Annotated in this window: 20 protein-coding genes; 11 read left to right on the top strand and 9 right to left on the bottom strand. The window is 71.4% G+C overall.

The annotated features are described in order from the left end of the window. The first annotated feature begins 44 nt into the window (after positions 1–44). Entirely contained in the window at positions 45–677 is a 633-nt protein-coding gene (locus tag V4F39_RS08840) for a PEP-CTERM sorting domain-containing protein (protein WP_332288954.1), read from the top strand. Between the two features lie 118 nt (positions 678–795). Continuing rightward, a complete protein-coding gene (locus V4F39_RS08835; RefSeq protein WP_332288953.1) occupies positions 796–1,644 on the top strand; it encodes an AraC family transcriptional regulator in 849 nt (282 codons plus the stop codon). 33 nt (positions 1,645–1,677) lie between these two features. On the opposite strand, the gene V4F39_RS08830 is transcribed toward V4F39_RS08835, so the two are convergent. Both V4F39_RS08830 and V4F39_RS08825 read right to left on the bottom strand, forming a co-directional pair. After that, positions 1,678–1,848: a hypothetical protein gene (locus tag V4F39_RS08830; protein WP_378235054.1), complete on the bottom strand. Its 171-nt coding sequence runs from the start codon at positions 1,846–1,848 to the stop codon at positions 1,678–1,680. Between the two features lie 30 nt (positions 1,849–1,878). Beyond that, complete coding sequence (locus V4F39_RS08825; protein WP_332288952.1) at positions 1,879–2,694, bottom strand: DNA-binding transcriptional regulator; 816 nt, start codon at positions 2,692–2,694, stop codon at positions 1,879–1,881. Between the two features lie 144 nt (positions 2,695–2,838). Here V4F39_RS08825 and mhpA point away from each other — a divergent pair, with 144 nt between their 5' ends. From mhpA to V4F39_RS08790, 7 genes are all read left to right on the top strand, one after another. Then, positions 2,839–4,650 carry a bifunctional 3-(3-hydroxy-phenyl)propionate/3-hydroxycinnamic acid hydroxylase MhpA gene (gene mhpA / locus V4F39_RS08820; protein ID WP_332288951.1) on the top strand — a complete coding sequence of 604 codons (1,812 nt, stop codon included), beginning with the start codon at positions 2,839–2,841 and terminating at the stop codon, positions 4,648–4,650. Positions 4,651–4,653: 3 nt separating this feature from the next. Next, complete coding sequence (locus tag V4F39_RS08815) at positions 4,654–5,613, top strand: 3-carboxyethylcatechol 2,3-dioxygenase (protein ID WP_332288950.1); 960 nt, start codon at positions 4,654–4,656, stop codon at positions 5,611–5,613. Positions 5,614–5,639: 26 nt separating this feature from the next. Further along, positions 5,640–6,431: a 2-keto-4-pentenoate hydratase gene (gene mhpD, locus V4F39_RS08810; RefSeq protein WP_332288949.1), complete on the top strand. Its 792-nt coding sequence runs from the start codon at positions 5,640–5,642 to the stop codon at positions 6,429–6,431. 38 nt (positions 6,432–6,469) lie between these two features. Continuing rightward, the gene (locus tag V4F39_RS08805; RefSeq protein WP_332288948.1) at positions 6,470–7,450 is read left to right on the top strand and encodes a Bug family tripartite tricarboxylate transporter substrate binding protein; all 981 of its coding nucleotides are present in this window, start codon (positions 6,470–6,472) and stop codon (positions 7,448–7,450) included. Between the two features lie 16 nt (positions 7,451–7,466). After that, positions 7,467–8,408, top strand: coding sequence for an acetaldehyde dehydrogenase (acetylating) (locus V4F39_RS08800; RefSeq protein ID WP_332288947.1), 942 nt, complete (start codon positions 7,467–7,469; stop codon positions 8,406–8,408). A gap of 122 nt (positions 8,409–8,530) precedes the next feature. Next, positions 8,531–9,544 carry a 4-hydroxy-2-oxovalerate aldolase gene (gene dmpG / locus V4F39_RS08795; RefSeq protein ID WP_332288946.1) on the top strand — a complete coding sequence of 338 codons (1,014 nt, stop codon included), beginning with the start codon at positions 8,531–8,533 and terminating at the stop codon, positions 9,542–9,544. Then, a complete protein-coding gene (locus V4F39_RS08790) occupies positions 9,541–10,500 on the top strand; it encodes an alpha/beta fold hydrolase (protein WP_332288945.1) in 960 nt (319 codons plus the stop codon). Before dmpG ends, V4F39_RS08790 begins: the two co-directional genes overlap by 4 nt. Before the next feature lie 47 nt (positions 10,501–10,547). On the opposite strand, the gene V4F39_RS08785 is transcribed toward V4F39_RS08790, so the two are convergent. The 4 genes from V4F39_RS08785 to V4F39_RS08770 form a co-directional block, all read right to left on the bottom strand. Continuing rightward, positions 10,548–12,620 carry a DUF6351 family protein gene (locus tag V4F39_RS08785; RefSeq protein ID WP_332288944.1) on the bottom strand — a complete coding sequence of 691 codons (2,073 nt, stop codon included), beginning with the start codon at positions 12,618–12,620 and terminating at the stop codon, positions 10,548–10,550. Positions 12,621–12,778: 158 nt separating this feature from the next. After that, the gene (locus V4F39_RS08780; protein WP_332288943.1) at positions 12,779–13,354 is read right to left on the bottom strand and encodes a carbohydrate binding domain-containing protein; all 576 of its coding nucleotides are present in this window, start codon (positions 13,352–13,354) and stop codon (positions 12,779–12,781) included. Between the two features lie 53 nt (positions 13,355–13,407). Beyond that, positions 13,408–15,624 carry a DUF6351 family protein gene (locus tag V4F39_RS08775; protein ID WP_332288942.1) on the bottom strand — a complete coding sequence of 739 codons (2,217 nt, stop codon included), beginning with the start codon at positions 15,622–15,624 and terminating at the stop codon, positions 13,408–13,410. Positions 15,625–15,966: 342 nt separating this feature from the next. Further along, positions 15,967–16,965, bottom strand: coding sequence for a quinone oxidoreductase family protein (locus V4F39_RS08770; protein WP_332288941.1), 999 nt, complete (start codon positions 16,963–16,965; stop codon positions 15,967–15,969). Positions 16,966–17,018: 53 nt separating this feature from the next. On the opposite strand from V4F39_RS08770, the gene V4F39_RS08765 reads away from it, so the two are divergent. Together V4F39_RS08765 and V4F39_RS08760 are read left to right on the top strand one after the other, a co-directional pair. Then, positions 17,019–17,324, top strand: coding sequence for a putative signal transducing protein (locus tag V4F39_RS08765; protein WP_332288940.1), 306 nt, complete (start codon positions 17,019–17,021; stop codon positions 17,322–17,324). Next, entirely contained in the window at positions 17,321–18,283 is a 963-nt protein-coding gene (locus V4F39_RS08760) for a DMT family transporter (protein ID WP_332288939.1), read from the top strand. The genes V4F39_RS08765 and V4F39_RS08760 overlap by 4 nt, the downstream gene beginning before the upstream one ends. Here V4F39_RS08760 and V4F39_RS08755 read toward each other — a convergent pair. The 3 genes from V4F39_RS08755 to V4F39_RS08745 form a co-directional block, all read right to left on the bottom strand. After that, entirely contained in the window at positions 18,265–19,053 is a 789-nt protein-coding gene (locus V4F39_RS08755) for an SDR family oxidoreductase (protein WP_332288938.1), read from the bottom strand. The genes V4F39_RS08760 and V4F39_RS08755 overlap by 19 nt on opposite strands. A 2-nt stretch (positions 19,054–19,055) precedes the next feature. Next, on the bottom strand, positions 19,056–19,973 hold the full coding sequence (locus tag V4F39_RS08750; protein ID WP_332288937.1) for a DMT family transporter: 918 nt from the start codon (positions 19,971–19,973) through the stop codon (positions 19,056–19,058). Between the two features lie 102 nt (positions 19,974–20,075). Continuing rightward, a complete protein-coding gene (locus V4F39_RS08745; RefSeq protein ID WP_332288936.1) occupies positions 20,076–20,303 on the bottom strand; it encodes a hypothetical protein in 228 nt (75 codons plus the stop codon). Between the last annotated feature and the right edge of the window lie 11 nt (positions 20,304–20,314).

The following is a 20,314-nucleotide window of genomic DNA, read 5'->3' as shown; positions in this document are numbered from 1 at the left end:
CCACCGCCCGCCATCCCGATGACCCCCCTTACCAGGACCCCGACATGACTTCCAGCCTGTTCACCCCCCTCGCCGCGTCACTGGCCCTGCTGGCCTCGATGTGCGGCAGCGCGCACGCCTCGATCGCCAGCTTCGGCAGCGCCGCCAGCTTCGCCGAGGCCAGCGCCCTGCCGGCCACGGACGGCTTCAATGCCCTGCCGCTGGACTTCATCCCCGGCCCGCTGGCCCGCTCGGCCGGCGGCTACAGCTACTCGGTCGACGCCAGCGGCGGGCTGTACGGCACGGGTTCCGCGGCGGACACGTGGCTCTCGACCTCGCTGTCGGGCATGACGATGACCTTCGGCGCCTTCGGCGGCGGCGTGCGTGCGATCGGCGGCAACTTCTTCGCGACCGACATCACCGGCTTCCTGCTGGAGGGTGCCACGGTCACCTTGACGGCGACCGACGCCGACGGCGCCACGGCAACGCACCTGCTGACCAACGCGCTGCCTTCGTCGTTCGCCGGCTTCGTCAGCACCGCGGCGCTGGTGTCGCTGACGGTCGAGGTGGACTCGATGGGCGCATGGGCCACGGCCAACAACCTGGTGGCCGCGGTGCCGGAGCCAGGCACCTACCTGCTGATGCTGGCCGGCATCACCGCGCTGGTCGCCCTGCACAAGCGCCGCCCCGCCGGTTGAGGCCGCGCGGCCTGCGGCGCCGCCCCGGTGCGGCCGGGGGGCGTCCGTCCGGGATTCCCCCGGCTCCCGGCGGCGCCTTCCGTCCGGATGATCGCCCCCGCCACCAGGAGACCGATGAATGAAGTTGTGCATCGGAGAACCGATCAGCGACACCGACTGGACCGGACTGCCGCTGGGTCGATTTTCGCCCCCCGGCCACGCCGAGTTCGTGCCGGTCGCCGCGGCCCAGGACACCTTGTTCGTCTGGCGCGACGGTGCCTCGAAGGCATCGGTGCGGACCGCGCGCAGCATCCACCACTACGAGCGGCATCGGGGCGTGCTCGACCTGATGGTCGCCGACGAGCAGACCCACATCGCGCACGACCGCCCCGAATCGCCAGGCCAGTGCCTGCTGGTCGCGCTGCCGACCGAGGTGCGGGAGTCGATGGAGGGATCCGCACGGCGCCCCCGGCGGCGGCTGCGCGCCGGCTTCAACCTGCACGACGACCACCTGACCGAGCTCGCCCTCGCGCTGGAACGCCAGTGCGTGGAGGGTGAGCCGTTCGGCAGGCTCTACACCGAGGCCGTCTCGCTGGCGCTGCTCAGCTACGTCGAGACCCGGTATGCCGTCAGCGGCCCCGACACGCCGTGGCGGGAGCGGCGGATCGCGCTGTCGAGCGCGCAGCGTGCGCGGATCGTCCAGTACGTCGACAGCCACCTCACCCGTGACATCACCATCGGCGCCATGGCGCGCGAGGTCGGCTTCAGCGAGCAGCACTTCGTGCGCCTGTTCCGGCGCAGCTTCGGCGAAACGCCCTACCAGTACGTGCTGCGGCAGCGCGTGGAGCTGGCCAAGGCCCTCCTGCGCCGTTCCGCCGCCCCGCTCGCCCAGGTCGCCGTGCAGTGCGGCTTCGCCGACCAGAGCCACTTCACGGCGTGTTTCAGCCGCCGCGTCGGGCTGACGCCCGCGAGGTTCAGGCAGGCCTGAGCCGGGCCGCCGCGGCCCCTGCCGCCCCGCGCGTCACAGCGCGTCGGCCGGCGTCGTCGTCGACCGGGCACCGGCGAAGCGCGCGAAGACGCCTTGCGCGTAGTGCGCGTAAGGCTCGGTCACCAGGCCCTGCATGCGCTGCTGGCCGTTGGCAGTGAAGCGGGTCGTGGGGCCGTAGCCGGGCTCGACCAGCTTCGCCCGCACGCCGAACGCTTCACCCGCACGCTGGGCGGGTCACTCCAGCCAGCCCCGGCTGCGCTGGCCGATCTTGGCGGCCAGGCGGCCGAGCGCAGGCACGAAGAGCGCCTGCAGATCGTCCGCGGACACCGCCGTTTTCGGGAACACCAGGTTCACCGCGGCCAGCAGGCGCGGGCCCGCGAACACCGGCACCGCCACCGCCGCGAAGTCCGCCTCGCGGATCCACTCGCCCTCGTTGACCGCGTAGCCGCGCTGCCGCGTCTCGTCGAGCAGCGCGCGCACCGCCGGCTCGTCGCGCGCCAGCGCGCCGGCCGCGTCGTCGCGCCCGCGCAGCAGCGCGAGCAGCGCCTCTCGCTCGTCGTCGCCGCAGGCCGCCAGGTAGGCGCGGCCGATCGCGGTCACCAGCAGCGGCAGGCGCTCGCCGATCATCGCCCGGTGCTGCGACAGCATGCTCCAGCGGTGCGTCGACTCGCGCACGACCATGAAGCCGGCCTCCACGGTCGCCAGATCGCAGGGCCAGACCAGCTCGCGCACCGCGGCCTGCATCAGCGGCGTCGCGACCTCGGTGACCCAGGCCTCGTCGGCGAAGCCTTCCGACAGCCGCCGCACCTCGAAGGTCAGGTAGTACTGCCCTTCGCGCTCGCCCTGGCGCACGAAGCCTTGCGTGCGCAACGTCTCCAGCAGGCGCTTGACCGTCGTGCGGTGGACGCCGGTGGCGGCCGCCAGCTCGGTGATCGACGCGATGCCGCCGGGCGCGCCGTTGAGCGCCTTCAGCACGTCGAGCCCGCGCGCGAGGCCGCGCACCTCCTTGTAGGCCTGGCGGCCGGTGTTCTTCGCCACGACGCGCCGCATGCGTGTGCCTCCTGCCACCCGGGCTAACCCGGGCATCGACGTGCACCAGGTGCACGCAGTTTACGCATTGACCTGGCGCAAAGACGATGCGGTCCATGCCGTGGCAGGCGCCGCGGAGTTCCACCCGAGACGAGGAGACACGACATGACCACCCGGCCCCCCAACGCCGCCTTCGACGCCGACGTCGCCATCGTCGGCGCCGGCCCCGTCGGCCTGACCATCGCCAACACGCTGGGCCTCTATGGCGTGCGCGTCCTGCTGATCGAGAAGCTCGACGCGATCATCGACTACCCGCGCGCGATCGGCATCGACGACGAGGCGCTGCGCACGCTGCAGGCCGCCGGCCTCGCCGACGAGGTCGAGGCCCACATCACGCCCGACCACTGGATGCGCTTCGTCACCGCCAGCGGCCGCTGCTTCGCAAGCATCGAGCCGCGCACCGACGAGTTCGGCTGGTCGCGCCGCAATGCCTTCATCCAGCCCCAGATCGACCAGATCCTCTACCGCGGCCTGGCGCGCTTTCCGCACGTGCAGGTGCTGTTCGGCCACGGCCTGGCGAGCTTCGCGCAGGACGACGCCGGCGTCACGCTGCAGCTCGAGGGCCCGAACGGCAGCGCGCGCAGCGTGCGCGCGGGCTGGCTGGTCGGTGCCGACGGCGGCAACAGCTTCGTGCGCCGCAGCCTGGGCGTCGCCTTCGAGGGCCGCACCAAGCCCAACCAGTGGATCGTCGTCGACGTGCGCAACGACCCGCTGGGCACGCCCCACATCACCATGCACTGCGACCCGGAGCGGCCCTACGTCTCGGCCGCGCTGCCGCACGGCATCCGCCGCTTCGAGTTCATGGTGATGCCCGGCGAGACGGAAGAGGAGCTGAGCCGGCCCGAGAACCTCGCGAAGCTGATGCACAAGGTCGTCGCCGACCCCGACGCCGTCGACTACATCCGCAAGCGCGTCTACACGCACAACGCGCGGCTGGCCGAGCGCTTCCGCGTCGAGCGCGTGCTGCTCGCGGGCGATGCCGCGCACATCATGCCGGTGTGGCAGGGCCAGGGCTACAACAGCGGGATGCGCGACGCCTGCAACCTGGCGTGGAAGCTCGCGCACGTCGTCAAGGGCCTGGCCGGCGAAGCCCTGCTCGACACCTACGGCCAGGAGCGCCGCGACCACGCGCGGATGATGATCCAGCTCTCCGAGGTGGCCGGCGACATCTTCGCGCCCGAGAGCCAGGCCGCCGCCAAGGCGCGCGACGCGATCACCCTCGCGCTGAACGCGGTGCCGGCCATCAAGCAGTACTTCGTCGAGATGCGCTTCAAGCCGATGCCCCGCTACGAGCAGGGCGCGATCGTGCAGCCCGAGGCGATCGCCGCCGGCGCGCCGCCGGCCGCGCTGCTGGGCGGCCTGTTCGACCGCAGCGGCAACACCGCGCTGGGCCGCCTCTTCGGGCTGATGGCCGAGAACAAGGAGTCGCTCTTCGGCCGCCTCGTGCGCGGGCTGCAGGCGCCGGTGCCGACGCCGGTCGGCCGCATGTTCATCCAGCCGCGCGTGCTGTGCGAGGACGGCCAGACCCGCCGCCTGGACGACGTGATCGGCCTGAACTTCGCCGTCATCGCCTGGGGCACCGACCCGACCTACGGCCTGACGCCCGAGGCCCGCGCGGTCTGGGAGCGGCTGGGCGCGAAGTTCGTCTGCGCGCTGCCGGCCGTGCAGATGAAGCACCGCGACGACCTGCGCCCCGGCGTGATCCGCATCGGCGACGTCGGGAACCGGCTGAAGGACTGGTTCGCGCGCTGGCCGCAGTCGGTCGTCTTCCTGCGGCCCGACCGCTTCGTCGGCGCGCTGTGCTCGCCGCAGCAGACCTCGGCGACGACGATGGCCTTCGCGCAGGCGCTGTCGGCCACCGACACGGCGCCGTCGGCGCTGCCTGCGAACAACGTGCTTCACCTGTCGGCGGCCTGAGCGATGGGCACGCCCGCGCCCCGCGCCTTCCTCGGCCTGTCGCACACGCCGCTGATGGGGCTCAACCCCGTCACCGCCGAGGTCGACGCCGCACTGCAGCGCACGCTGGCCGCCGCCCGCGCGCTCGTGCACGCCTTCGAGCCCGAGCTCGTCGTGCTCGTCGGCCCCGACCACTACAACGGCTTCTTCAACGAGCTGATGCCGCCGTTCTGCCTCGGCACGCAGGCCGCCGCGGTGGGCGACTACACGACGCCCGCCGGTCCGCTGAACGTGGCCGCCGACACCACGCTCGCGCTCGCCGAGCGGCTGATGGACGAGGGCTTCGACCTCGCCGTCTCGCGGCGCATGCAGGTCGACCACGGTTTCGCGCAGGCGCTGCAGCTGCTGTGGGGCGACCGGCTCGACGCGTCGCCGCCAGTGATCCCACTCTTCCTCAACGCGGTCGCGCAGCCGGGCATCCCGCGGCTCGCGCGCTGCCGCCAGCTCGGCGCCGCGATCGGCCGCTTCCTCGACGGGCTGCCGCAGCGCACGCTGCTGATCGGCTCCGGCGGCCTGTCGCACGAGCCGCCGGTGCCGACGCTCGCGCACGCCGACGCGGCCGTGCGCGAGCGCATCACCGTCAAGCACGAACCGACACCGGCCGAGCGCGACGCGAAGACGCAGCGCGTGATGGCCGCGGGCCGTGCGCTCGCCGCCGGCGAGGCCTCGATGAAGCCGCTGAACCCCGGCTGGGACCTGCGCTGGATGGAGGCACTGGCCAGCGGCCGGCTCGACCTGCTGGTGCAGGACAGCGAAGACAGCATCGAGCGGCAGGCCGGCCTGTCGGCCCACGAATCGAAGACCTGGCTCGTCGCCCGCGCCGCGCTGCCCGAAGGCCGCGCGCTGCCCTGCCCGCTGCGCTGGTACCGCGCGATCCCCGAATACATCGCCGGCTACGGCGCGCTGTTCCTGCGCAGCGAATGACGACGCAGCCCTTCAAGGAGACACCGATGACCGCACCGAACGCCAGGATCGAAGACTGGGCCCGCCGCCTGCGCGAGGCCGAGGCGCAGCGCGAACCGATCGCGCCGCTGCGCGACGAGATGCCCGCCGACGCCGAGACGGCCTACGCCGTGCAGCAGCTCAACGTCGCGCACGCCGTGGCCGCGGGCCGCCGCGTCGTCGGCCGCAAGATCGGCCTCACCTCGCTCGCCGTGCAACAGCAGCTCGGCGTAGCCCAGCCCGACTTCGGTACCCTCTTCGCCGACATGCTGTACGGCGACGACGAGCCGGTGCCGCTCGCGCGCACGCTGCAGCCCAAGGTCGAGGCCGAGGTCGCGCTGGTGCTGGAGCGCGACCTGCCCGCGGCCGACACCACGCTGGTCGAGCTGATCCGCGCGACCGCCTTCGTGCTGCCGGCCATCGAGATCGTTGGCAGCCGCATCGCGGCCTGGAACATCCGCTTCGTCGACACCGTCGCCGACAACGCGTCGAGCGGCCTGGTCGTGCTCGGCGGCGTACCGACGCGCCTGGACGGGCTCGACCTCAAGACCTGCGCGATGCAGATGACCCGCGGCGCCGAGACCGTGTCGACCGGCAGCGGCGCCGCCTGCCTCGGCCACCCGCTGAACGCCGCCGTCTGGCTCGCACGCCGCATGGCCGCGCTCGGCCAGCCGCTGCGCGCCGGCGACCTGGTGCTGACCGGCGCGCTCGGCCCGATGGTGGCCGTGCAGCCGGGCGATGCCTTCGAGGCCCGCATCGACGGCGTCGGCGCCGTGCGCGCGCGCTTCACGAACGACTGATCCGCCCACCCCTTCCCACCTTCCGAGGAGACAAACCCATGGCCACCCGCCGCACCTGGATCCACCGCGCCGCCGCGCTCGTCGCGAGCGCCGCCTTCACGCTGCCCGCGCTCGCGCAGCAGCCCTTCCCCGCCCGCCCGGTCACGCTCGTCGTGCCCTTCCCGGCCGGCGGCATCACCGACCAGATCGCCCGCGCGCTCGGCCAGAAGCTGCAGGAGCAGCTCGGCCAGACCGTGGTCGTCGACAACAGGCCGGGCGGCGGCGGGCAGATCGCCGCGCAGGCCGTCAAGCAGGCGCCGGCCGACGGCCACACGCTCTTCATCGCAGCCACCGAGATGGTCGCGATCAACCCCGGCCTGTACCGCAAGTTCTCGTACGACCCGCTGAAGGACTTCGACCCGGTCACGACCCTCTTCTCGTCGCCGCTGGTGCTGGTGCTGCCGAAGGCGAGCCCGGTGGGCACCGTCGGCGAACTCGTCGCGGCGGGCAAGGCCAAGCAGGGGCTGAACTTCGCGTCGCAAGGCATCGGCTCGATCGGCCACCTGCTCGGCGAGCAGTTCCGCGCCAAGACCGGCGCGCCGATGAACCACGTCGCCTACAAGGGATCGGCCCCGGCGCTGCAGGACGTGATGGGCGCCCAGGTCGACATGATGTTCGACCCCGTCATCACCACCTCGCCGTTGATCACGAGCGGCAAGCTGAAGGCCATCGGCATCGCGGCCACCAAGCGCGCGCCGGCGCTGCCCGACGTGAAGACGCTGGCCGAGCTCGGCGTGCCCGGCGTCGACGCGAGCGTGTGGTTCGGCCTGCTGGCCAAGGCCGGCACGCCGGCGCCCGTCGTCGCCAGGCTCAACGAGGAGGTGCTGAAAGCGCTGAAGGGCCCGGACCTCGGCAAGCGCTTCGGCGACCAGGGCCTGGAGCCGATGCCGATGACGCCAGCGCAGTTCGGCGCCTTCATGAAGGACGAAACGACCCGCTGGTCCGCGCTCGTCAAGAGCAGCGGCGCGACGGTGGAATGAGCACAAGGAGCAGGACATGACCCGCCAACTCAAGGCCGCCATCATCGGCAGCGGCAACATCGGCACCGACCTGATGATCAAGATCCTGCGCCACGGCAAGGCGCTGGAGATGGGCGCGATGGTCGGCATCGACCCGGCCAGCGACGGCCTGGCGCGCGCCGCGCGGCTGGGCGTGGCGACCACGCACGAAGGCGTCGAGGGCCTGACCCGGCTGCCGGTGTTCGCCGACATCGACGTGGTGTTCGACGCCACCTCGGCCGGCGCGCACGTGAAGAACGACGCCCTGCTGCGCGCGCTCAAGCCCGGCCTGCGCATGATCGACCTGACGCCGGCGGCGATCGGGCCTTACTGCATCCCGGTCGTCAACGGCGAGGCGCACCTCGACGCGCCCAACGTCAACATGGTCACCTGTGGCGGCCAGGCGACGATCCCGATGGTCGCGGCCGTCTCGCGCGTGGTGCCGGTGCACTACGGCGAGATCGTCGCGTCGATCTCCAGCAAGAGCGCCGGCCCCGGCACACGCGCCAACATCGACGAGTTCACCGAGACCACCAGCAAGGCGATCGAGACCGTCGGCGGCGCGAAGAAGGGCAAGGCCATCATCGTGCTGAACCCGGCCGAGCCGCCGCTGATGATGCGCGACACGGTCTACACGCTGAGCGACGTGGCCGACGAGGGCCGCATCGCCGCGTCCGTCGAGCGCATGGCCGCCGACGTGCAGCGCTACGTGCACGGGTACCGGCTGAAGCAGCGGGTGCAGTTCGACCGCATCGACGAGCCGATGCTGATCCCCGGCGTCGGCCGGCTGAAGGGCCTGAAGACCAGCGTCTTCCTCGAAGTGGAAGGCGCCGCGCACTACCTGCCGGCCTACGCCGGCAACCTTGACATCATGACCAGCGCCGCGCTGACCACGGCCGAGCGCATGGCCGCACGGCTGCTCGCGGCCGTGGCCGCGTGAAGGCGATGGACGCCAACTTCAATCATCGGGAGCCGTGGGCCGAGCGCCGGGCCGCTCCCAAGCCGGCCCGCATCCCCTCGGGGGATCGGGCGATGTACTCATCGACCGAGGGGTCGTCATCCATGAAGATCTATGTTTCCGACGTGACGCTGCGCGACGGCAGCCACGCGGTCCGCCACCAGTACTCGGTGGCCCAGGTGCGCGCGATCGCGCAGGCGCTCGACGACGCGAAGGTCGACTCGATCGAGGTCGCGCACGGCGACGGGCTGCAGGGCTCGAGCTTCAACTACGGCTTCGGCGCGCACACCGACCTCGAGTGGATCGAGGCGGTGGCCTCGGTGGTGAAGCACGCGAAGATCGCGACGCTGCTGCTGCCCGGCATCGGCACCGTGCACGACCTGAAGGCCGCCTACGAGGCCGGTGCGCGCATCGTGCGCGTGGCCACGCACTGCACCGAGGCCGACATCTCGCGGCAGCACATCGAATACGCGCGCCACCTGGGCATGGAAGCGGTCGGCTTCCTGATGATGAGCCACATGACGACGCCGCAGAAGCTCGCCGAGCAGGCCAGGCTGATGGAGGACTACGGCGCGACCTGCTGCTACGTCGTCGACTCCGGCGGTGCGCTCGGCATGAACGACGTGCGCGAGCGCTTCCGTGCCTTCAAGGACGTGTTGAAGCCCGAGACGCAGACCGGCATCCACGCACACCACAACCTGAGCTTGGGCGTCGCGAACTCGATCGCCGCGGTGGAAGAAGGCTGCGACCGCGTCGACGCCAGCCTGGCCGGCATGGGCGCGGGCGCCGGCAACGCGCCGCTGGAGGTCTTCGTCGCCGCGGCCGAGCGGCTGGGCTGGCACCACGGCACCGACCTGTACGGCCTGATGGACGCCGCCGACGACCTGGTGCGGCCGCTGCAGGACCGGCCGGTGCGCGTCGACCGCGAGACCCTGGCGCTGGGCTACGCCGGCGTGTATTCGAGCTTCCTGCGCCACTCCGAGGTGGCCGCGAAGAAGTACGGGCTGAAGACCGTCGACATCCTCGTCGAGCTGGGCAAGCGCCGCATGGTCGGTGGCCAGGAGGACATGATCGTCGACGTCGCGCTCGACCTGCTGAAGCAGAAGGAGACCGCATGACACACCCCGCATCCACCACGCCAGCGGGCCGAGCGCCGGGCCGCTCCCAAGCCGGCCCGCATCCCCTCGGGGGATCGGCCGACGTACCCGTCGGACGAGGGGCAGACATCACCGAAGCCGCGACCAGCCGCTTCGTCACCATCGAGGAAGGCGGCCAGCCGCTGCGCCTGCACTACAACGACTGCGGCACCGGCGACGAGACCGTCGTGATGCTGCACGGCTCCGGCCCGGGCGCCAGCGGCTGGGCGAACTTCAACCGCAACGTCGAGCCGCTGGTCGAGGCGGGCTACCGCGTGGTGCTGCTCGACTGCCCGGGCTGGAGCAGGAGCGACACCATCGTCAACACCGGCTCGCGCTCGGCGCTGAACGCCCGCGCGCTGAAGGGGCTGATGGACGCGCTGGGCATTGCCAAGGCCCATGTCATCGGCAACTCGATGGGCGCGCACAGCGCGGTGGCCTTCGCGCTCGAGCATCCCACGCGGGTCGGCAAACTCGTGCTGATGGGCGGCGGCACCGGCGGCACGAGCCCCTTCGTGCCGATGCCGACCGAGGGCATCAAGCTGATCGGCGCGCTGTACCGCCAGCCGACGATCGAGAACCTGAAGCGGATGATGAGCGTGTTCGTTTACGACACGGGCAGCCTGACCGACGCGCTCTACCAGGCGCGGCTGGACAACATGCTGGCGCGCCGCGAGCACCTCGAGAACTTCGTCAAGAGCAGCGAGGCCAACCCCAAGCAGTTCCCCGACGTCGGCCACCGGCTCGGCGAAATCAGCGCGCCGACGCTGGTGATCTGGGGCCGCGACGACCGCTTCGTGCCGCTGGACGTCGGCCTGCGCCTGGTCGCCGGGCTGCAGGATGCCGAGCTGCACGTGTTCAGCCGCTGCGGCCACTGGGCGCAGTGGGAGCACGCCCAGAAGTTCAACCGGATGGTGCGGGCCTTCCTGGCGGACTGACCCGGCTGCCGGCCCCCTTGTGCGCCCGTGCCCGCCGAGGGAGGCCGTCAACGCAACGCCGTCGACCGCGGAGGTGCCGGCAGCGGCTGCCCGCCGGCACCGGCCGCATAGGTCAGCCAGGGCACGTTCTCCTGGAAGCCGATGCCCGGCTTGCTGAAGTCGCAAACGCCGGAGGGGAAGGTCGACTGCAGCGCGGCCCACTGGTCGTCGGTGAACACCACGCCGGCGTAGTCCCTGCGGTCGAGCGGCTTGAGCTGGCACTTCATCGTGTAGACGGTGGTGGCATCGCCGGCCACCGTTCGGGGCTCCCTGAAGTAGGGATAGGTGGCATCGCAGGCCGCCAGGTCGGTGACGAAGGTGCCCGAGACGCCGCAGCCCGAGACGAGGTCGGCAGGCCGGCTGGCGACGACACGCTGGGCCAGCGGTGCACCGCTGGTGTCGGCCTGCAGGTTCGACAGCCACTCGTCCATGCGCGCCAGCGTGCTCATGCCCTGCACCGGCGTGATCCAGTAGACGTGGTTGCCGGCGTGGCCGTTGGCCGCGGCCAACCGGGCACGTTTCACGACGGTACGGAAGGGGTAGTGGTAATCGTTGTTGTTGGTGCCGCGAATGGCGAGGATCGGCACGTTGCCCAGCTGCTTGCCGTACGTGACCTGGCCGGTGCGGTGCAGCAGCGCGGCCATCTCGCCGCTGATCTCACTGCGTTGCGGCTGCCACCGGCCGTCGATGTCGAAGCCGCCCGCGCGCAGGTTCACGTCGACGAACTTCTCCGGCGTGATCCGGCCCTCGAGCAGGCCCTGCAACCCGTACTGCACGCCCACGTTGTCGAACACCGGGTTGGCCTTGCCGTCCGGCCGCAGCCCCAGCACGCTGGACATGAAGTCCTGGAAGGTGCATCGGGTGCCGGCGGGGTTGGTCTGCGGGTGGTAGCTCGCCGTGCCGGCGCACTGCGTGCCGTCGTCCGGCCGCATGTAGTCGCCGACCCGGCCGTTCTCGATGTTGAACACGTTGACGTTGGCCAGGCCCCAGCCGCCGATGGCGGCGCGCTCCTCGTTGGAGTAGGTGAGCGGCGACGACGTGAACGCCGCTGTGACGGCGGCGCTGTCGGCGAATTCGCGGTACGCCCCGGAGATCGAGTCCTCCCAGTCCTGCGTGGGACGCAGGCCGTCGACCAGGCCCGGATAGTTCTCGGCCACCAGGTACTGCAGCAGCGCGCCGCCCGAGCCGCCCTGGCCGATCGTGTAGCGGATGGCGCCGTATCGCTCGGCCAGGTGCTCCTTCAGCATCATCACCGTCTCAGCGACCGTCACGAAGTTGGCATGCTGGCTGTTGACCATCATCGACGACGAGACGACCGCGAAGCCGCGCGACAAGGCCTCGTGGTTCAGCACCGACTCGGGCGTGCCCTGGCGGTAGGTCTGCCCAGTGCCGGCACCGAACTGCATCACCACCTTGTGGTTCCAGCCCGGCTGGTCGGCCGGCGTCCAGGGCGACCACGGCCTCGCGGGATCCGCCAGCACCGCGATCTCGTGGATGCCGCGGTTCAGCGTGCCTCGCTCGATGCGCACGATGTACGGCACCGTCGCGCCGGTGTCGGTGCTGGCCGTCGTCATGTTGGCCGGCACGGGGCCCGTGGGGTCGTAGGCACTGAACTGGCCCGTCGTCGTGCGGTACATGTAGCGGTAGGCCGCGGGCGCATTGCACTGCGCATCGAGCGGCTGGCCGAGGCTGGGCGACGAGGTGGTGCTGCAGGTCCAGGGCTGGAGCTGCGCGCCGGAGAACACCGGCCCCCCGATCGGATGGTTCTGCAACGTGATCTCCGCACCGGCGCCGGGCACGCGCGCGGCCAGCACGTTGGCGCCCTGGCGCAGCCCGGTCACGAGGCCGAGGTAGCGGCCATCGGCGCGCTGGGCGAACACGCCGTTCAACGGCGCGCCGTTGAGCGAGATCTTGGCCATGGCGGCGGCGGCACCAGCCGGCCACTTGATCTCGACCAGGGCGTCGCCGCCGGAAACCAGGTCGGCACGGTTGGACAGCACCAGGATCTCCGGCGCCTGCAAGGCGGCGGAAGCCGGGCTCAGAACGGCGGCCAAGGCGGCCGCCAACAGTGTCTTCTTCATCGCGACAACTCCTTGCGCAGGGGCGATCCGCGGCGCCGTCACGGGCCGCGGAAGGGGTGCTCGGTGGAAAGCGGATGCGCCCGCAGTCCACTGCGGCGCACGGCGCTGCACGGCCGGCGACGGCCGTGCACGCAGGCTCGATCGGCGCTTCGGCGCGCTCAGCCGGCCGGCGGGCGTTGGCGGCCGCCGCGGCGGGCCGCCGCGAGGAGCAGCATGCCGGCCAGGGCCATCATCGCCGCGGACGGCTCGGGCACCGCCGATACGGTGATGTCATCGATGCGGAAGAAGGACTGCGGGTTCGCGAAGTCGAACGACAGCTGCGAACTGCCGCCGGTGGCGGTGACCGTGGCGGTGAAGCGCGTGAAGTCGAACGCGGCCGCGTTCGTGACCACGCCCTGCTGGACACCGTTCCAGGCCCAAGAGAAGGAACTCGGCGTGGCGCTGTCGTCCAGCGCCAACCAGAACTCGACCTGGTACAGGCCGCCCGCGGCGGTCTGCAGCGTCTGGGAAATGCCGCCCAGCGGATCGGGGCCGAAGAAGGCGGCGTGGCTGTCCGCACGGCCGATGCCGTCTGCCACGCCGATGAACGAGGCGTCGCCGGCCGCGGTCCATCCGCTCAGGTCGCCGGTTTCGAAGCTGCCGTTGACAAGCGCGGCCTGCGCCGCGGCACTGAAGGCCACCGCGGCCGCCGCGACCAGCGCGGCCCGGGTCCAGGGCGTATCGATTTTTTTCATGGGAAGTCTCCTGAATGGTGGAGGGCCGAGCCCTCCGTTTGTGGATCGCGGGATCAGGGAATGCGCACCGAGCGCGGCGCCTCGCCCAGCGGCGTGCCGCCGGGGCCGGCCATGTAGCTCTGCCACGGCGCGGGCACGACCTGCCCGACGCCGGCCCGGGTGTAGTCGCACACGCCGTTCGGGAACACCGCCTGCAGCCGGGCCCACTGCGCGCCGGTGAACGACGCGGTGTAGTCGGCCGCGGACAGCGGCTTCAGCTGGCACTTCATGATGTCGCTCGTCAGCGCCTCGCCAGAGGCCACCCGGGTGTCGCGGAACACCGGCCATTCATCGGCGCCGGGCTGGAACACCGCGTTTGCACCCGTGCCGGCGACGGTGGAGGCCATGCTGGGCTGGGCCGAGGTGTTGCAGTACGCGGCATCCGTGCTCCAGCCGCGCGCGGCGCTGTAGCAGGCGTCCACGGCCGCGTCGGGCTTGTTCGCGACGATCTTCTGACGCGGCGTACGGCCGCTCGTGTCCGCCTCCACCCGGGCCAGCCACTCGCTCATCAGGTCGAAGCGCAGGGCCGCGAAGTCGGGCGGCGTGCCCTTGTAGCGCCAGAGCACCTGGTTGTCGTGGTCGCCGTGGTGGCTCAGGATGCGGTTGCGGATCACGTAGTTGCGGAAGTCGTAGTGCTCCTCGTCGACCTGCCAGTTGACGCCGGCGATGATGGCCACCTCCCCCAGCCCCTTGCCGTGGGCGACACGGCCGGAGGCATGGGCCACCTCGGCGGCGCCCGGGTCCGCCTGCATGCGTGCGGCCTGCCACTGGCCGTTGATGTCGTAGCCGCCGATGTGTTCGTTGAGCGCGACGAACTGCTCCGCAGTGATGCGGCCGGCCTGCAGCGCGGCGAAGCCGTACTGGATGCCGACATTGTCCTGCGGCGTCTTCGCGTAGCCGGTGGCGTCGCGCGGGCCGAAGACGGCGATGTTGTAGTCCTGCAGCGTGCAGCGGATGCCATCCAGGTTGCTGGCCGACCAGCGGTCGGGGTGGGTGCCGCAGCCGCCGCCGCCCACCTGCGGATCCATGTAGAAGGCCGTGCGGCTCGCCATGTTGACGTTGGCCGGCCCCTCGCAGACCTGGTTCCAGCGGTGGCCGGCGATAAGCGCGCGGTCCATCACCGTGTAGGCCTGGCCGCCCACGCCGCTGTCGTAGTACCGCTTGAGCAGGCCGCAGTCGGCGAACTCGCGCCCGGTGGTCCAGGTGTCCTGCCAGCCGTTGGAGGGCAGGAGGCCTTGCAGCAGCCCCGGGTAGTTGGTGGCATGCAGGTGCAACTGGTGCGCGCCGCCCGAATTGCCTTCGCCGAAGGTATAGCGGATGGGACCGTAGCGCTCGGTGATGTGCTCCTTGAGCATCATGACGGTCTCGGCCGAGGTGACGTCGTTGCAGTGGGTCCCGTAGTTGGTCATCTCCGAGCTGGCGACCATGTAGCCGCGGCGCAGCGCGACGTCGTCGAGCACGCTGCCGGGATTGGCCTGCGCACGGCCGAACTCGCAGCCGGAGCCGAACTTCCAGTACAGCTTGCGGTTCCACGAGTCCGCCACCGCCCAGGGCTGCCAGCCGGCCGTGGGATCGGCCGGGTTGGCGAGCACGGCAATGTCGTACTTGCCGCGGTTGATCACCCCGCGCTCGATGCGCACGATGTACGGCACCGTCTTGCCGGCATCGGTGGTGACGCTGGCGATCTGGCCCGGCGGCGGCGGGTTGGCCGGGTCGTACACGGCGAAGCTGCCGTTCAGCGTGCGGTACTGGTAGCGCAGCACCGGCGCGGCGATGTTGCACTGCGCGTCGAGCGGATCGCCCAGGTCGGGGTTGGTGGCCGTCGGGTTCGCCACCTTCGTCGCGCATTGCCAGGGGCCGACCTGCGCCCCGGAGATGACGGGCCCGCCGAGGGGGTGGTTGGTCAGCGTGATCTGGGCGCCGGCGCCCGGCACACGCGCCGCCAGCACGTTGGCCCCGTCCTTCAGCCCCTTGACCAGGCCGACGTAGCGGCCGTCGGGCCGCTTTGCGAAGACGCCTGGCAGCGCCACGCCGTTGAGGGAGACCTTGGCCATCGCCGTCGCGGCGCCGGCAGGCCACTTGATCTCGACCAGCGCGTCGCCGCCCGACACCAGGTCCGCCCGGCCGGACAGGACGACGATCTCCGGCGCGTCCAGCGCCGCCTGCGAGGGCAGCGACGCGCAGGCGGCAGCCAGGGTGGCACACGCCTGTGCCAGGGTGGTTCTTCTCATGCAGGTCTCCTGTGTTGGCCGCCACTCCCTACGGCCGTTGTTGGAGGGGTCGAGTGGTGGAACGTGGGGCGGGCTCGGGAGAGGCCCGCAGCGCAGCCGATGCGAAGAACCTGTCGCCTGGGTCTCCGCTGCCTTCGTTCGCCGGCAAATGTAGGAACACGCCATTCATCCGGGAATTCGTCAATTTGGATGACTTGATCGAAAACCCAGATGAAACGGCCCGTTTCCCTCTGCGAGAAACGGGCCGCTTGCGGCAGCTACTGACAAACCCGCCCCTCGGGGCATGCGCACGCTGCTCGCCACCCCGGGGGGGGGGGGGCGCCGGGCGATGGAGACGGGGCGTCAGGGAATGAGCACGCTCGATCCTGTCGTCGCCCGGCCCTCCAGTTCTTGGTGCGCCCGGCCCACGTCGGCCAGCGCATAGCGCTGGTCGATGCGCAGCTTGACGGCGCCGCTCAGCACCACCGCGAACAGGTCGTCGGCCATCGCCTGCGTCGATTCACGCGACGACAGGTGCGTGAACAGCGTGGGCCGCGTGACGTACAGCGAACCCTTGGCCGCCAGTGCGCCCAGCTCGACCGGCGGCGCCTTGCCCGAGGCATTGCCGAAGTTGGCCGCCAGGCCGAAGGGCCGCAGCACGTCGAGCGAACGCTCGAAGGTGTCCTTCCCCACCGAGTCGTAGACGACCTTGACGCCCGCGCCGCCGGTGATCTCCTTCACCCGGGCGACGAAGTCCTCGCTGCGGTAGTTGATGGCATGCGAGGCGCCGTGCTCCAGCGCGAGCCGGCACTTGGCATCGCTGCCGGCGGTGCCGATGAGCTGCAGCCCGAGCGCCTTGGCCCACTGGCATGCGATGAGGCCCACGCCGCCGGCCGCGGCATGGAACAGCACGAAGTCGCCGGCATGCAGGCCTTCGGCGGGCAGCGTCTTCTTCAGCAGGTATTGCGCCGTCAGGCCCTTCAGCATCATCGCGGCACCCTCCTCGAAGGAGATGGCGTCGGGCAGCTTCACCACGTTGCGCGCCGGCATCACGCGCAGCAGCGCATAGGCGCCGGGCGGCTGCGTGGCGTAGGCCGCGCGGTCGCCGGGCTTCAGGTGCGCCACGCCCTCGCCCACGGCCTCGACGATGCCGGCGCCCTCCATGCCCAGCGTGAGCGGCAGCGGGTTGTTGTAGAGGCCGGTGCGCTGGTAGACATCGATGTAGTTGAGGCCGCAGGCGTGGTGGCGGATGCGTATCTCGCCAGGGCCGGGCTCGCCGACCTCGACGTCGACGAGCTTCATGACGTCGGGGCCGCCGAAGGCGGTGATCTGGATGGCGGGGGACTTCGTCGGCAAGGTCATCTCCTCATGGTTCGGATGCGGCATCTTGCCGCCGTTCGCAGTACCCTGCCGCCATGCGCCGACTCGCCCTTGCCCCCAACCTCGCCATTGCCACGCTGTGGGCTGACTGGCTGCGCCAGGGGGGCATCGAAGCCTCGGTGCAGCGGGTGTTCACCAGCAGCATCGCGGGCGAGATACCGCCCGACCAGGCGCTGCCCGAGGTCTGGCTGGCCGACGACGAATACTTAGAGCGGGCGCGGGCGCTGCTCGACGAACTGCGCAACCGGCCGCGGCGCCAGTGGATGTGCCGGGCCTGCGGCGAAGCCATCGAGGGCGGCTTCGAACAATGCTGGAACTGCGGTGCGATGATGCCCGCATGACCGCGCAAGCCCTCAACCTCCGCCACGTGCTGCTGCTGACCGTGCCCCCGCTGCTGTGGGCGGGCAACGCGGTCACCGGCCGGCTGATGGTGGGGCTCGTGCCGCCGATCACGCTGAACGCCCTGCGCTGGCTGCTGGTGCTCGTGCTGCTGCTGCCGCTGGGCTGGCCCGCGCTGGCCACGCCCGCCGCGCGCCGGCAGGTGATCGAACGCTGGAAGCCGCTGGCGCTGCTGGGGCTCGTCGGCGTGGGCAGCTACAACGCGCTGCAGTACATGGCGCTTACCACCTCGACGCCGCTCAACATCACGTTGATCGCCGCCGCTTCGCCGCTGTGCATGATGGTCGTCGGTGCCCTCTTCTACGGCCAGCGCCCCAGCCGGCGCGGCCTGGCCGGTGCGGCCCTGTCGCTGGTGGGCGTGGCCGCGGTGCTGACACGCGGCGACCTGCGTGCGCTGTCATCGGTGCAGTTCGTCGCGGGCGACCTGCTGATGCTGCCGGCGATGGCGTCGTGGGCGTTCTACAGCTGGATGCTCGCGAGGCCGGCGCCCTCGATGCGCGGCGCGCAGCGCCCGGCCTGGGACGCGACGGCCTTCCTGTTGCTGCAGACGATCTTCGGCCTCGCCTGGGCGGGCGCCGCCGCGGCGGCCGAGATGATGGTGGTCCCCGACCGCATCCACTGGACCGCGGGCACGATGCTCGCGATGGCCTACATCGCCATCGGCCCGTCGATCGCCGCCTACCTGTGCTGGGGCCGGGGCGTCGCCGCGGTGGGGCCCGCCACGGCCGCCTTCTTCGTCAACCTGACGCCGCTCTTCGCGGCGCTGCTGCAGGCCGTGCTGCTGGGCGAGCCGCCCCGGCCCTACCACGCCGCGGCCTTCGTGCTGATCGTCGGCGGCATCGTGGTGTCGTCGTCGCGACCGCGCGGCAGCGCAGGCGCGGATCAGAAGGTGCCGGGGTAGGCACCACCGTCGAGCAGGATGTTCTGCCCGGTCAGGTAGCCGGCCTGGCGGCTGCAGAGGAAGGCACAGACGGCGCCAAACTCCTCGGCGCTGCCGAAGCGCTGCGCCGGAATGGCCAGGCGGCGCTTGTCGGCGACCTGCTCCACCTCGATCCCGGCCTGCTGCGCGCCGGCGGCCATCGTCTTACGCAGGCGGTCGGTGTCGAACGCGCCCGGCAGCAGGTTGTTGAGGGTCACGTTGCGGCCCGCCAGGCGGCTCTGCCGGGCCAGGCCGGCGACGAAGCCGGTGAGGCCGCTGCGCGCGCCGTTGGACAGGCCCAGCACGTCGATCGGCGCCTTGACGGCGCCCGAGGTGATGTTGACCACGCGGCCGAAGCCGCGCTCGGCCATCCCGTCGACCGTGGCCTTGATCAGCTCGATGGGCGTGAGCATGTTGGCGTCCAGCGCCTGGATCCACGCTTCGCGGTCCCACTGGCGGAAATCGCCGGGCGGCGGCCCGCCGGCGTTGTTGACCAGGATGTCGACCTGCGGGCAGGCCGCCAGGGCCGCGGCGCGGCCGGCCGGCGTGGCGATGTCGCCCGCCACCGCGCGCACCTCCACCGCGGGGTTCAGCGCCCGCAGCGCGGCCGCGGTGGCCTGCAGGGCCTCGTCGCCCCGCGCCGTGATCACCACGTTGGCCCCTTCGCGCACCAGCGCCCCGGCGCACCCCTTGCCCAACCCCTTGCTCGCGGCGCACACCAGCGCCCAGGATCCTGCGAGACCCAAGTCCATAGTTACCTCCAACGTGTCAACAACCAGACGCCGCCCAGCACCAGCACGGTGCCGGCGGCCAACCACGGCGTGAAAGGCTCGCCGAGGATGAGCACCCCCATCGCGAGCGTGCTCATCGGCCCGACCATGCCCACCTGCGCCGCCGCGGATGCGCCGATGCGCTCGATGGCCATCATCACCATCAGCACCGGCGCCACCGTGCACACGGTCGCGTTGAGCAGGCTCATCCAGAGCACCGGCTCGGGCACCTGCAAGGCGGCGACCGGCCGCAGCACGAAGAACTGCCCGATGCAGAACAGGCAGGCCACCGTGCTGGCCAGGCCGCTCAGCCGGGCCGAGCCCAGCCGCTGCACCGCCTCGCCACTGAGTACCAGGTACACCGCATAACTGACCGCGCTGCCGAACACCAGCGCTGCGCCCCAGGCGGCGCGCGGGCCTTCGAAGCTGAATTCGCGTCCGAACACGAGGGCCACGCCCGCATACCCCACCGCCAGCGCCAGCAGCTGCCGCGCCGTCACGCGCCGCTTGAACACGATCCAGCCGAGCAGCAGCACGATCGTCGGGTTGAGGTAGAGGATCAGGCGCTCGAGGCTGGCGCTGATGTACTGCAGCCCGATGAAGTCGAGAAAGCTCGCCAGGTAGTAGCCGGTGAAGCCGAGCAGCACCACCGTGCCCAGGTCGCGCCGCGTCAGCGCGGGCTTGCCGCGGCCGGCCCACCAGGCCAGCAGCATGAACAGGGGCAGCGCGAGCAGCATGCGCCAGAACAGCACCTGCACCGCGTCGACGCCATGCCGGTACATCAGCTTGGCGACGATGGCCTTGCCGGAGAAGGCGATGGCGCCCGCCGAGGCCAGCAGCAGGCCCGGCCAGACGGCTGCCGGCGGCGGGGAGGAGGCTGGCGCGAGGGGCTTGGCGGGCATGGGCCGCGGCACTATAGCCAAGGCGCCCCGGCGGCGCCGTCAGGCGGCCACTTGCCCTTCATCGCCCCTGGGGCGGCGGCAGCCGCCCGGGGAGCCAGCGGATCAGGCCGCGGGCGTGGCCTTCTTCGCCGACTTCTTGGCGTGCTTCGCGTGCTTGCCCTGCTTGGCGGCCTTGGCCTGCTGGTGGACCATCGGCTTGGCGGGCTTGGCGGTGGCCGTGTCCGCGGTGGCGGCGGCCTGCGCCGGTGCGGCCGCGGGCGCGGCGGGCTCGGCGGCAAAGGCGCCTGCGGCGAACATCGAGGCGGCGACGAAGGGGATCAGCTTGTTCATGCGGGAACTCC

The sequence above is a fragment of the Aquincola agrisoli genome (genome assembly GCF_036621135.1).
In the GTDB taxonomy this organism is placed as follows: domain Bacteria; phylum Pseudomonadota; class Gammaproteobacteria; order Burkholderiales; family Burkholderiaceae_C; genus Aquincola; species Aquincola agrisoli.
The sequence above is the reverse complement of the archived record's forward strand: the minus strand, read 5'-3'. Positions and strand labels throughout refer to the sequence as shown.